Source organism: Novosphingobium album (ex Hu et al. 2023) (assembly GCF_022832385.1).
In the GTDB taxonomy this organism is placed as follows: domain Bacteria; phylum Pseudomonadota; class Alphaproteobacteria; order Sphingomonadales; family Sphingomonadaceae; genus Novosphingobium; species Novosphingobium album.
Genome location: NZ_JALHLE010000037.1, coordinates 1 through 12467, shown reverse-complemented (window position 1 = coordinate 12467; position 12467 = coordinate 1). Strand labels below are relative to the sequence as shown.

At 63.3% G+C, this 12467-nt stretch carries 14 protein-coding genes and 1 pseudogene; 9 read left to right on the top strand and 6 right to left on the bottom strand.

The window, feature by feature from the left end; all coding sequences use genetic code 11:
* The 5 genes from MTR64_RS18655 to MTR64_RS18635 all read right to left on the bottom strand — a co-directional run.
* The coding region (locus MTR64_RS18655; protein WP_419144966.1) for a hypothetical protein at positions 1-288 on the bottom strand (288 nt) is incomplete at its 3' end.
* Between the two features lie 39 nt (positions 289-327).
* Entirely contained in the window at positions 328-1275 is a 948-nt protein-coding gene (locus tag MTR64_RS18650) for a right-handed parallel beta-helix repeat-containing protein (protein ID WP_243996018.1), read from the bottom strand.
* Between the two features lie 71 nt (positions 1276-1346).
* Positions 1347-2216: an aldo/keto reductase gene (locus tag MTR64_RS18645; protein WP_243996017.1), complete on the bottom strand. Its 870-nt coding sequence runs from the start codon at positions 2214-2216 to the stop codon at positions 1347-1349.
* 12 nt (positions 2217-2228) lie between these two features.
* Positions 2229-2399 (bottom strand): hypothetical protein, encoded by a 171-nt coding sequence (locus MTR64_RS18640; RefSeq protein WP_243996016.1) that lies wholly within the window; start codon positions 2397-2399, stop codon positions 2229-2231.
* A 4-nt stretch (positions 2400-2403) separates the two neighbouring features.
* Complete coding sequence (locus tag MTR64_RS18635) at positions 2404-2814, bottom strand: cupin domain-containing protein (protein ID WP_243996015.1); 411 nt, start codon at positions 2812-2814, stop codon at positions 2404-2406.
* Positions 2815-3034: 220 nt separating this feature from the next.
* Here MTR64_RS18635 and MTR64_RS18630 point away from each other — a divergent pair, with 220 nt between their 5' ends.
* The 3 genes from MTR64_RS18630 to MTR64_RS18620 all read left to right on the top strand — a co-directional run bounded on the left by MTR64_RS18630 (position 3035) and on the right by MTR64_RS18620 (position 5537).
* Entirely contained in the window at positions 3035-3943 is a 909-nt protein-coding gene (locus MTR64_RS18630) for a LysR family transcriptional regulator (protein ID WP_243996014.1), read from the top strand.
* A 355-nt stretch (positions 3944-4298) separates the two neighbouring features.
* Positions 4299-4484 carry a DUF465 domain-containing protein gene (locus tag MTR64_RS18625; protein ID WP_243996013.1) on the top strand — a complete coding sequence of 62 codons (186 nt, stop codon included), beginning with the start codon at positions 4299-4301 and terminating at the stop codon, positions 4482-4484.
* A gap of 72 nt (positions 4485-4556) precedes the next feature.
* Entirely contained in the window at positions 4557-5537 is a 981-nt protein-coding gene (locus MTR64_RS18620; protein ID WP_243996012.1) for a TerC family protein, read from the top strand.
* A gap of 3 nt (positions 5538-5540) precedes the next feature.
* On the opposite strand, the gene MTR64_RS18615 is transcribed toward MTR64_RS18620, so the two are convergent.
* Positions 5541-6836: a DUF2254 domain-containing protein gene (locus MTR64_RS18615; protein WP_243996011.1), complete on the bottom strand. Its 1296-nt coding sequence runs from the start codon at positions 6834-6836 to the stop codon at positions 5541-5543.
* 423 nt (positions 6837-7259) lie between these two features.
* Here MTR64_RS18615 and MTR64_RS18610 point away from each other — a divergent pair, with 423 nt between their 5' ends.
* From MTR64_RS18610 to MTR64_RS21415, 6 genes and pseudogenes are all read left to right on the top strand, one after another.
* Positions 7260-8126 carry a DMT family transporter gene (locus tag MTR64_RS18610; protein WP_243996010.1) on the top strand — a complete coding sequence of 289 codons (867 nt, stop codon included), beginning with the start codon at positions 7260-7262 and terminating at the stop codon, positions 8124-8126.
* A gap of 4 nt (positions 8127-8130) precedes the next feature.
* Positions 8131-8682: a pseudouridine synthase gene (locus MTR64_RS18605; RefSeq protein ID WP_243996009.1), complete on the top strand. Its 552-nt coding sequence runs from the start codon at positions 8131-8133 to the stop codon at positions 8680-8682.
* Positions 8683-8968: 286 nt separating this feature from the next.
* A complete protein-coding gene (locus MTR64_RS18600; protein WP_243996008.1) occupies positions 8969-10357 on the top strand; it encodes a peroxidase family protein in 1389 nt (462 codons plus the stop codon).
* Positions 10358-10706: 349 nt separating this feature from the next.
* Positions 10707-11471, top strand: coding sequence for a tonB-system energizer ExbB (gene exbB, locus MTR64_RS18595; RefSeq protein ID WP_243996007.1), 765 nt, complete (start codon positions 10707-10709; stop codon positions 11469-11471).
* A gap of 13 nt (positions 11472-11484) precedes the next feature.
* Positions 11485-11910 (top strand): TonB system transport protein ExbD, encoded by a 426-nt coding sequence (gene exbD / locus MTR64_RS18590; RefSeq protein ID WP_243996006.1) that lies wholly within the window; start codon positions 11485-11487, stop codon positions 11908-11910.
* A 16-nt stretch (positions 11911-11926) separates the two neighbouring features.
* A pseudogene (locus tag MTR64_RS21415) lies at positions 11927-12467 on the top strand (hypothetical protein); the annotation flags it as partial.

The window sequence follows — 12467 nt, the reverse complement described above, 5'->3', positions numbered from 1 at the left end:
GTGCAGCCGCGGCGTCGCGCGTGTGAAACGCTGCCGCGGTTCTGGCCGAAGCGGTGCCAGCACGCGGGGCAGGGACGGCGTGGCTTGTGCAGGCACCGCCTCGCTGCTGTCCCGGCGCGCAGCGGAAACCGCGACGTCGATGGTCGAGGCGCTGAACGCGGAGCCGGGCGGGCGATCGAGCGGCGCGCGGATCGGTGCGGCGGATTGCAGCCCGATCACGGCGAGCACCAGCAGCGTCCAGAAACGCAGGTGTGCCAGTGAGGAAAGCCGCCGGGTCATGCGGAGCAAGCTCGGGCACTCCGGCTGGCAAGGGCAAGTTCCGCGCCCTCAACGCCGCTCGTAACGGACCAGACCCGGTCCCAGAACATTGGCGCTGATGTTCATGGCATCGCCTGACCAGTCGGCGACGAAAGCGCTGTGGCGGTCGATCCCGGGGGCGAAGCGGGCATTGTTGTCTTCCACGGCCAGTCCGTTCGAGGTGTGGCTACGGTGTTCCGCCGCGACGGCGATGAAGGCGGAGTAGTTCTCCTTGTCACGCCCCTGCACGAACCAGTTGCCCGCGATGCGGCCGGTTGAGCCCTCGGGCAGGTCGATCATGTAGTTGGTGCCGCGTCCCTGCGAATCGTCGAAGCTGCAGTTGAGGATGGCGGCGCGCGCCGCGCGGCTCTTGACGTAGTGGCCGCCGGCACCCGCTTCGAAGCGGCTGCGGGTAACGGCCAGGGCGCCGTAGTCGCCAATGTAGATCGAATGCGCGCAGCCCGATCCCTCGCAGGTGCCGAGGCGGGTGAACGTGGACTTGTCGATAGTGATCGTGCTGCCCGTATCTGCACCCGTGAGGATGCCCTGTTCGCTGTCGCGGAACCACGATTGCGAGACGGTGAGGTCGCCGTGCTCCAGCCGGATACCGGCTCCGTTCTTGTCGGGCACGCGCATGTTGGCGAATACGAGACCTTCCACGGTGGCACTGCGCCCGCGCAGGACCAGCGCGGCCTTTCCTTCGCAGACGACACCCTCCAGTACCGACTGGCCGGGCACTGCCGCTTCATACGTCACCTCGCCGCCCGTCTGGACGGCACAGTCGGCAAAGCGCAGCGCGGCGAAGCGGATCGTGCCGCGCCCGTTGCCGATCGCATCCACGGCGTCCTGAAGGCGATTGTAGCTGCGTCCGGTCTCGACCACGGTATAGGGCGCGGTCTGGGCGGAGGAATGAGCAGCCGGAAAGGCGGTGCACAGCAGCGCTGCAGAGGCGAGCGTGAGTCGGGCGAAGCGTGTCATGCGGCCATTGTACCGCGCACGCCTCGCCAAGGTGTAAACGCGCCAGGCGGCGCGGAAAGCTACCGCTTCAACTAAGCGCTCCGCGCGTTGTCGCCGTAGACCGGAAAGACACTCGCTTCGCCATAATTGCCGATGGGCGCGACCTTCTTGAGCGTCTCCATGTCGGTCCCGCCAATATCGAAGTCTACTTCGGCATTGCTGCGCATGTGCGCGGGATTGGCGGTCTTGGGCAGCGGCAGCATGCCAAGCTGCAGGCAATAGCGGATCGCAAGCTGGGCTGTACTCACGCCATACGCGGCCGCCATCGAAACGAGCACCTCGCTGCGCAGGATTTCCCCGTGTCCAAACGGCGAATAGGCTTCGACGAGGATGCCGTTGCTCTGAATATAGTCAATCAGCCCCAGGGGCGTGTTGCTGACATGGGCGAGGATCTGGTTGACCGCCGGCCGCACCGAGCCGTTTTCAAGGATATTGTCGAGGTCCACCTGTTCGAAATTGGAGAGGCCGATCGCACGGATCTTGCCTGCCTGAAGCGCCTCTTCGAGGGCCCGCCATGCCTGCAGGTTGCCTTCGAGGAAGTGCTCTCCCTTACGAAACTCGGCCCAGGGCTGCGGACTATGGATGATCATCATGTCGATGGCGTCCAGTCCCAGCGTTTGCAGAGAACCGCCGATCGCCTGACGTGCTTCATCGAGGGTCTTGATTTCCGCCGCAAGCTTGGTGGTGACGAACAGCTCGTGCCGCGGAATGCCGCAGGTGCGAATGCCTCCGCCGACGCCGCGCTCATTGCCGTAAGCCTGTGCCGTGTCGAAATGGCGGTAGCCGATGGCAGCTGCGTCGCGCACGGCCTGCGCTGCGTCGTCGTCCTCGATGAACCAGGTTCCAAGGCCAAGCCTGGGGATCGTGATCCCGTTGTTCAGAGTATACGTTTCGTTCAGCATTGATCTTCTCTTTCAGTATTCTTCGGGATCTCGTGGGCCAGAGCCGTATCCGGGCTGCTTGGTGAGGCCGCTCCACTTGCCAGCGATGTCCGGCTCGTAGACCCTTGCCATCCAGTCGCCGGGCGGCACCTCCTCGATGCCGATGGACACCGATCCCTCGCCGTAGCCAAGAATGTGCGCCACGCGCTCAGTCTTTCATGACAGGCGCGAGATATTCCTCGTCCGTCACCTTCTCCATCCAGGTGACGTTCCTGCCGTCGAGCGTCTCCTGCAGGGCGATATGGGTCATGCCCGCATGGGGCGTCGCGCCGTGCCAGTGCTTCTTGTCGGCAGGGCACCAGAGCTGGTCGCCTGCAAAAAACTCGTACTTCCCGCCGCCATCGATCTGCGTCCAGCCCACGCCTTCGGTGACTATCAGGGTCTGCCCCATCGGGTGCGTGTGCCAGGCCGTGCGTGCGCCGGGTTCGAAGTGCACGATTGCCCCGGTCAGGCGGGATGGCTCATCCCGCTTGAACTGGCCGGTGATCGTGGCCTTGCCGGTGAAATAATCTTCCGGTCCCTCGACGGTCACGAGGTCGGCCTTGCGCGTGATGTTCATGTTTGTTGCTCCGTCTTCGGCAGGGACAACTCCCGCAGGCAGAGAGGCTGCCGCGGCCAGTGGGATGAGTAAGGTAGCGATGGCCATGGGGCTGCTCCCGGCGGGGCATCCGCTTCGGGTGCCTTGTGGAATTCAATCTAGAGACATGAAGGGCGCGCGATTAGGCAGTTTGCAGGCAATGAACTGATGAGTCTGACTCAACAGTGTGTTATGCAGCGGCATGCAGATCAGCCGCGCAGACCTTGCCGACTTCGCCTATTTCATGGCCATTGCCCGGCATCGCAGTTTCCGCCAGGCAGCGCTGGAAATGGGCGTCACGCCATCAGCCCTGAGTCATGCCATGGCGGCGCTGGAAGCCCGACGCGGCGTGCGATTGTTGAACAGAACTACCCGGAGCGTGACACTTACCGCGGCTGGAGAGGACTTGCGTGCCATGATCGGCGGCCCTCTGGAACGGATTGCGGAGGCATCGGAAAACCTCAACCGCTTTCGTGATGCCCCTGCGGGCCGGGTGCGGATCAACGTGTTGGAGGATGCCGTAGCGCTGCTGCTGGATCCTGTGATGCCGCTGTTTGTCGATCGCTATCCCGATGTCAGCATCGATATCAGCGTCAGCAACCGCATGATCGACGTTATCGCGGGCGGGTTCGATGCCGGAATCCGTTATGGCGGCACGGTACCGGAAGACATGGTGGCGCGGCGGCTTTCTCCTGCAATTCGCTGGATGGCAGCGGCGTCTCCTGCCTATCTGGAACGGTTCGGCGCACCATCCCATCCTCGCGACCTCAAACACCATCGCTGCATCGGCATCAGGCTGGGCAATGATCAACTCTACAAATGGGAATTTGAGCGCGGCGTCGAAGCCGTCGAGGTCGCCACGCCCGGCCCTTTGACAGTGAACGAGAGCCATGCCGCACTCGGCTTTGGCCGCGCGGGCGTGGGAATTATTTACAGCGCAGAGCCGGTATTGCGCGGCGATCTCGCGAACGGTGCGCTGGTGCCTGTCCTGCCCGAGTGGTCATCGATGGGCGAGGGTTTCCACGTCTATTACCCCGGTCGCCGCCAGGTGCCCGCCGCGTTGCGGCTTCTGATCGACCTGATCCGGGAATTGCGGCCGCTCGGGTTGTGAGGACATTGGCGCACATCGCAAGTCAGCCGCGATCACGCCATGTGCTGCGCGTCGGACATCGCAGTCCCTCCGGAAAAGCGATATCACTTCAATCAATTCCAGAGGCCGTTTCAATTTGACTTGAAACAAGAGCGATTCGGTCTTAAAAATGAGATGCGGGCCGGGCCCCTCTGGCGTGTTGTTAGTTCCGAAAGGGTTCGGATCAAAACTGCAGCACGTGATGTCGGACCGCATCGGGTGAGTACCGATGCAGGATCCGGCCATTTTACCAAAGGATCCATTCAGGCCCGTGAGTTTTCGCGGGCAGGCATCTCCTCTCCCGATCGGACCAACCCAGTTCGACAGGGAAATTGAAATGACCGATCGTATGTTCCGGCTGCTTGAGCTTCACCAGAAGCTGGACGCCTTGCTGGCCAAGGCCAGGAAAAGGCGGATTCCGGACCCGTTGGAAATTGCGAGACTGAGACAGCGCAAATTGCACCTCAGGGGCAGGCTGGCGCGGTTGCTGTACCCCCCGGCAGCCAGCGCGATGAGTCTGTAACCTGCGCGCCGGCGCGTAGCCCCCCTTCCAGCGCGCCGGCGCGACCCGTTTTCTCGTTTCGAGTACTTCAAAATGGAATTTATGTTTGCAAGCTGGCTGGGCACCCCGGCCTGGTTCTGGCTGGCCTTTGCCGCCATCGTGCTGCTTCTGACCGCGTTCGACCTCGGCGTCCTTCACAAGGAGGACCGCGAGATGGGCATCCGCGAATCGCTGAAGCTCTCGGTCTTCTACATTGCCGTCGCCATGCTGTTCGGGGGCTGGGTGTGGTGGGCCAAGGGCAGTGCCTCGGGCATGGAATACTTCACCGGCTATTTCATCGAGAAGGCGCTCTCGATCGACAACGTCTTCGTGATCTCGATGATCTTCGGCTTCTTCGCGATCGCGCCCAAATACCAGTATCGCGCGCTGCTCTGGGGCATTCTCGCGGTGATCGTGCTACGCGGCCTCATGATCGCGGGCGGTGCGGCGCTGATCTCGCAGGCCTACTGGGTGATGTACCTGTTCGCCGCGTTCCTGATCGCCACCGGCGTGAAGATGCTGCTGACCGGCGATCATGATCCCGACATCGGCAACAACCCGGCGATCCGCTGGATTTCGCGACACATGCGCGTGACGAGGGCGCATCACGGTGCGCATTTCTTCGTGAAGGAGCGGGATGCCTCGGGCCGGATGGTCCGCGCGGTGACGCCGCTGTTCCTGGCGCTGGTGGTGATCAACCTGGCGGACCTCGTGTTCGCGGTGGACTCGGTGCCCGCGATTTTCTCTATCACGACCGACACCTTCATCGTCTACACCTCGAACATCATGGCGATCCTGGGCCTGCGCGCGCTCTATTTCGCGCTGGCGGCGATGGTGCATCGCTTCCACTACCTGAAGTATGCGCTGGCGCTGGTGCTGGTGTTCATCGGCGGCAAGATTCTGATCGCGGACTTCCTGTTGGGCGGAGCCAAGTTCCCGCCGCTGATCAGCCTGGGCGTGACGATCGGCCTGATCGCGGGCGGCGTCGGCTGGTCGCTGTGGAAGACGCGCGGGGAGGTACCGGCGGCAACCTGAGCCTCAGGACCACCCGGCCCGGATCGCCTCGTGGCGCTGGCGCACGTCGGCGATGTCCGGGCCGGTCAGGTGCTCTTCGGCCTGCTGTGCCAGCAGTTGCACTTCGCGCTCGATCAGCGCGCGGCGGTGGCTGCCGCGCACTTGCCCGGCAGCCTTGGCGAGCGTTTCCAGTGCCACCAGCGCGGAAAGCCGGTTGCTGGCCAGCGCCCCGCGCGCGGCGGTGAAGCCCCTTTCGAGGAAATGTGCAAAGTCGCTCTGCGGCGGCGCGACCGGGCAGTCCGGCCCGTGCGTGTTCCAGCTTTCCGCAGCAAGGTCGCGCCGCCCCAGTTCCGCCGTCGCCGCGCCCAGCCAGTGGGTGGCGGTGATGGCGGTGAAGGGGTCGTTGATGCCGGGAGATAGCGCCCGCAGCGCGATCTCGACCAGCTCGTCGATCGAGAACTCGAGGTCCATTTCCGGCGTGCGGGTGGAGCCGATCGCAAAGGTCTCGCGAATGGCCTGCGCGACCTTGTCAGGCACGGGATCGGCGTCCGTCCGCGCAATCGGGGTGCCGGGATAGACGAAGTCACCGGGGCGCACGGCGAGGCCCACTGTTACCCCGTGCCTGTGCGCGGCATCGGCCAGCACGCCCAGTTCGATCAGCCGCACGTAGCCGGTGCGGTCCGAACGAACCCAGCCGCCGCGCGCGACCGTGCGCACCGGCGGATCGGTTTCGTCCATCTCGGGAAAGCGACGCTCGATCTCCCGCAGCAGGCGCATGCCGATATTCTCGAGCACGGTGTTGATGCGGATGCTCGCCGGAATGTGGTGGAGGAAATAGACCAGCACACCCACCGAGGCGATCATCAGAACGTAGGCCACGAGCAATGCAAGCTGCGGCACGAAACCGTTGTCCACTGGCGTTGCATCCCCGGTCCGCACCGCGCGCAGTACGGTAATGGCATAGACAAAAGTGCCGATGAACATCGCGAGGCTGAGCTGGTTGCCTTTGTCTTCCATGAAGTTGGTCAGCAGCCGCGGTCCATAGTTGCCGCTGGCATAGGCAACGGCGGCAATGGTGATCGAGAACACGGTCGCCGCCACGCCGATCATCGCGCTCGACAGCACTGTCAGCATGTTGCTGGCCCCTTCGGGCCGGGCAGGCACGATCCAGTGAGACCGGCTCAGCCATTCCGATGCGCCGATGCGGTCGACGTGGATCAGCAGCGTGGCCAGCGCCAGTGCGGCCAAGGCAAACAGGGCGTGATAGAACCAGTAGCTGGCACGGATCGAAAGCCAGTTCGAACGCAGGCTGGCAAGCATGGGGCCCTCCTTGTGTTGCCTAGGGTCAGGACCCATTATTCACGCCATCGAGGCGCCCGAATGGCGAACATGTCGGGCCAAATTGTCCGCCGGGAAGGCTGGTTGCCTTTCCCAGGGCGATTTTGTTCGAGATGGAAGCCATGCGGGGTTCCCGCAGGTATTTGACCAAAATGGCCCCCCCCCGCGTCGAGACTTCTTGAAATATTGACATCTTCCTTTGCCTTCTCTCCTTGCGCTGAGCCATTTTGCCTCAAACCTCGATGGCGTGAATAATGGGTCCTGACCCTAGTGCACGAAAGCAGTCATTGTTCCGGCCCATGAAATTTTGCGGGTGCACAATCCGGGACTGGCGGCTAGGTCCCGGTGATGGCAGACGCCCCCGTTTTCCCGCCCAGAGCCGCTCCGGTCCCGACTAGCCCAAACATGGCAGGCCATGCCTGGACTGCTCGCCATCTCGGCGGGCTGCTGCTGGCCAACTTCGCGCTCTCGCTGGGCGGGTGGCTGGTGCGGCTGTCGGATACCGGGCCGGTAGCCGCCGGATTCTGGCGCCTGCTGCTGGCCTTGCCGGTGCTGATGATCCTCGCGCAGCGCGAGCCCGCGGCGCAGCGGCTGGTCCGGGGCGGGGCGCTTGCCATGGTGCTGGGCGCGGGCGTGTTCTTCGGGCTGGACCTTGCCGCATGGCACATCGGCATCGAGTTGACCAAGCTCGGCAATGCTTCGCTGTTCGCCAACGGCGGCAGCCTGATCGTCATGGTCTGGGGGCTGGTGACCGCGCGCCGCGCGCCACGGGTGCTGGAACTGACCGCAATTGCCGCGGCGCTGGGCGGCGCAGCGCTGCTGATGGGCGGTTCGCTGGAAATCAGCAGTTCGAACCTGTCCGGGGACCTGCTTAGCGCGCTCGCCGGGCTGTTCTATGCGTTCTACATCCTGATGCTGAATTCGGTGCGTTCGAAGCTCGGGCAGTTCTCGGTGCTGGTCTGGTCGGTCTGCGCCGGTATTCCGGTCCTGCTCCTGATCGCGGTGCTGAGGGGCGAGGCGATCATGCCGCACGACTGGACGCCGCTGGTCGCGCTAGCCTTCTCGAGCCAGCTGGTGGGGCAGGGGCTGCTGATCTATTCGCTGCGCCACTTCCCGCCTCTGGTGATCGGCCTTGCCCTGCTGACCCAGCCTGCGGTCGCGGCGACCATGGGCTGGCTGGCCTTCGGCGAGACCCTGACCGCGCTCGATGTGGTGGGTATGGTGCTGCTGGCCTCGGCGCTGGTCATGGCCCGGCTCGGCGACAGGGGCTGAACCGGTGGCGCGCCTGATCCTCTTCAACAAGCCTTACGAGGTGCTTTCGCAGTTCACCGACGCGAAGTCTCCCAGCCCGCGCGCGACGCTTTCGGATTTCATTGATGTTCCGGGCGTCTATCCGGCCGGCCGCCTCGACCGGGACAGCGAGGGGCTGCTGCTGCTGACCGATGACGGCCGCCTTCAGGCGCGGATTGCCGATCCGAAATTCAAACTGCCCAAGACCTATCTGGTGCAGGTGGAGGGCCAGCCGGACGAAGCCGCGCTGGCTGCGTTGCGCAAGGGCGTGATGCTCAAGGACGGCATGACCCGCCCGGCCGATGTGCGCCGCATCGCCGATCCGGAACTGTGGCCGCGCAATCCGCCGGTGCGTTTCCGCAAGTCAGTGCCTGATTGCTGGATCGAACTCACCATCCGCGAAGGCCGCAACCGGCAGGTGCGCCGCATGACCGCCGCCGTGGGGTGCCCCACGCTGCGGCTGGTGCGCTGGCGCATCGGCGACTGGACGCTCGACGGCATCGCACCGGGAGACTGGCGGCAGGTTGATAGCGGGTGAGAATTTCCTGCGGACTAAATGTAAAACTTTAAATATAGTATGTGCACTATAGCTAAAATTATACATAGTATTTCTATTTATCTCTAAATATATGACAATTGATTTCATTTAATTTGTGTTGCTGTGGTCCTCTAACGGCATTACCTGCTTCGACGGGTCGATTTCCGGTTGATTCCAAAACTCAGAATACTGGGGTTGGAGCGATGGAAGGACTTCGAAAATGCCCAATAATCATCATGGACTTAAGCCGTTTGCCGGCCTCTCGAAATTGTGCAGTCACGGGACGATGCGCAGCGACCGTTTCGGCCGCATTCTGCCGTCCGCGCCGCCGCTTTATATCGATCCGCAGGCTCTGGAAGCGATCGGCGCCAAGAACGGCCCGATGCAACATTCCGGAGCAGCGCTGAAGACCCAGGCGGTGCCGGTTGCCCATATCTTCTTCGGCCAGTTCATCGACCATGACATCACGCTGGACGTGACGAGCAGCTTTGCCCGGCTGGACCGGGCGGAAGACACCACCAACGTTCGCACGCCGACGCTCGATCTGGATTGCATCTATGGGGATGGTCCTGAAGGCAGTCCGTTCCTCTATTATCACCAGCAACCCAAATACAACGGGGTGAAGCTGCTGACCGGGGCTGACATGCCTTCCGCGACACCCGAGCAGGCCGAAGACCTGATGCGTTCGCCGCACGGGCGCGCGATTATCGGGGATCCGCGCAACGATGAAAATCGCATCGTCTCGCAGTTGCAGCTGGGCATGATCCGATTCCACAACAAGGTTGTCGATCACTTCGACGCGGCGGGTGTGTCCGGCGGCGAACTGTTCGAGACGGCCTACCGTGCGGTTCGCTGGCATTACCAGTGGATCGTCGTGAATGACTTCCTCAAGGCTGTCGTGGGGGCGCCATTGCTGGCAGACATTCTCGGCCACGGACGGAAAATCTACCGGCCCGAACACTGCACGTTCAATGCAGCTTATGGCGGCGGGCCGTTCATCCCGGTCGAATTCTCCGTCGCAGCCTACCGTTTCGGGCACTCGATGATCCCGCAGCGGATCCAGATTCAACCGGGCAAACCGGCACTCGAGGTTTTCGGGCCGACACTGGGCCTCGGGTTCAGCCCGCTGACCGATCCCGATGCCGTGGTGAACTGGAAGCAGGTGCTCGACCTCAGCGATCCGACAGTGGATCACGCCGACCAGCTCGATGCGAAGCTGGCAAAGGACCTGCTGGACCTGCCGTTCGTGGGAGCTGGCGGGGTCAAGTCGCTGGCGGTGCGCAACCTCCTGCGCGGGCAGGCGTTCCTGCTGCCTTCCGGCGAAAGTGTCGCGGAAACCTGCGAGCGGACGGTTGCCGAAATCGCTGCCGTCAGTGCCAAGGCGAAGGCGCTGGCCGCGAGCGCGGGTCATGCGGGCGCCCTCGACGCCGGGACTCCGCTCTGGCTCTACATTCTGATCGAGGCGGGCGAGATCGGTCAGGAGAAATCGCCCGGCACTTTCGTCAAGGGCGAGGGGCTGGGGCCGGTCGGTGGCCGGATTGTCGCAGAAACCCTGATCGGATTGCAGGAGCTTGATCCCCACAGCTATCTGGGCAGTGACCGCAGCTGGTCACCAGCAACGGCTCCCTTGAAGTCCGGCGGCGTAACCACGCTGCTTGATCTGATGACCTATTGAGCGACACGGTGCGGGCATTGCAGGCGAAGAGGGGGCGCCCTTCTTCGCCTGCAAGGCGATGTCCTGCCGATTCGGCCGGTGGGCAATTGTGTGCCCTGGGTTCTCCTGACAACACTTCCCTGCGTGGTTCGGGAATGGGAAGTGCCCTTTGGCATGCCGGGTGTAAAAGGCGTTGCATTGAAGTATTTTATTGTTTGATGGCATGTTTCTGAAAAATGTATTGTTTCAGTTAAATGAACTTTTTCTGACATTTATTATTCTGATAACCATCAAATTTAATTCTGCAACATCCCTATACGATGCCTTTCAGGAAAGCTCGCCGGGCTGGCTGGGCAGACAGGAGGCGTCGATGAGCGAAGAACTTGGCGAGACCGGGCTTTCGCCCTGGGGCATGTTTCTGGGAGCGGATCCCATCGTCCAGATTGTGATGGCGGCGCTTGTGTTCGCGTCGCTGGTGACCTGGACGATCCTGTTCGCAAAAGGCTTTGCGATGCGTCGGGAAGTGCAGCGACTGAAGGATTCGATTGCCATGCTAAGGGCAGCGCCCCGGCTTGAAAGCATCAGGGAGGACTTGCCGTCGCAGTCCGTCAGGGATCTGGTTGCCGATGCGCGAGAGGAACTGGCAGCGTCCGTGAAGGCGGACATTCTCGATCAGGCCGGGGCTCGCGTCGCGGTGGGGCTGGAACGTATCGTAGCTGCCAATTCGCGTCAGGTCGGCTTCGGCGTCGGTACGGTTGCGACCATTGGCTCGACGGCGCCGTTTGTAGGCCTGTTCGGCACCGTGTGGGGCATCATGAACAGCTTCGTTGGCATCGCCAGGACGCATACCACCAACCTCGCGGTCGTAGCGCCGGGCATCGCCGAGGCTCTGCTCGCCACGGCCTGCGGCCTCGTGGCCGCCATTCCGGCTGTGATCATCTACAACCACCTGACCCGCGACGTGGGCCGCTACAAGGCGATGGTGGGCGATGCCAGCGCCATGGTCATCCGGCTGACCTCGCGCGAGCTGGAACTGCTGGCCCGCGAACACCACGAGGGTGCCCCGAACGGCTCGGGCGAGGCAGGGCTTGTCACTGGCGGTAACGCAGACCGCGTGCCCGCTTTCCAGGACTGAAGGAGCAAGCGACATGGCGATGAGTCTGGGCAGCGGCGATTCCGAAGATTTCGGCGAAATGCATGAAATCAACGTGACGCCATTCATCGACGTCATGCTGGTGCTGCTGATCATCTTCATGGTGGCAGCGCCGCTTTCCACGGTGGACATCAAGGTGGACCTGCCGACGGCTGCCGCGCCGCCGCAGAACCGGCCGGAAAAGCCGGTCTATGTCACCCTTTCCCGCGATCTGGTGGTGAGCGTGGGCGATACCGCCACCACGTCCGCCACGTTCGGCAAGGTTCTCTATGACGCCACTGGCGGCAAGACCGACACCCGCATTTTCGTGCGGGGAGACCAGTCGGTGGCCTATGGCGATCTCATGAACCTGCTCGATATCCTGCGCACGGCAGGATTCCGGCGCGTGGCGCTGGTCAGCCTGGAAAAGGTCGCGAACTGACCGTGTGGAGGCAGGCATGACGAATGCGGCATTGGGCGCACCAGCAGGCTGGGCCAGCTCTGCAGTTCCGGACTGGCATCGCAGGGAATGGGGCGCGGGCATGGTGGGGGCGAGCGTGCTCCACGCCGGGCTTGCGCTGGCAGTGATCGCAGCGGCTACCATAGCCCGTGACCAGTTTCTCGAACGCCCCGAACTGACCATCGAACTGGACATGGGCGCCGTGGCGCCGCCGCCGATGCTGGAACAGGCCGAAGGAGCTGGCGGCGGTGGCGCGGGCGGCGCGATCGCTTCGCCCGAACCGCTCAAGGCACCCGCCGTGCCGCTTCCACCGCTGGTGCCGCCCGAGTTCATCGAGCCGGTGGAAGGTGCCCCGGTGGTGCGCACCGAAGGCCCGCCTCCGGTCGGCTATGGCGCAGGCTTCGGCGGTGGCATGGGCGGCGGTATTGGCGGTGGCATCGGGAAAGGCGTAGGAACGGGCACGGCCACTGGCGTGGACATCAAGCCAAGGCCCGAGACACCGGTGCAGGCCGGGGCGCATTACGATCAGGTGTCGACTG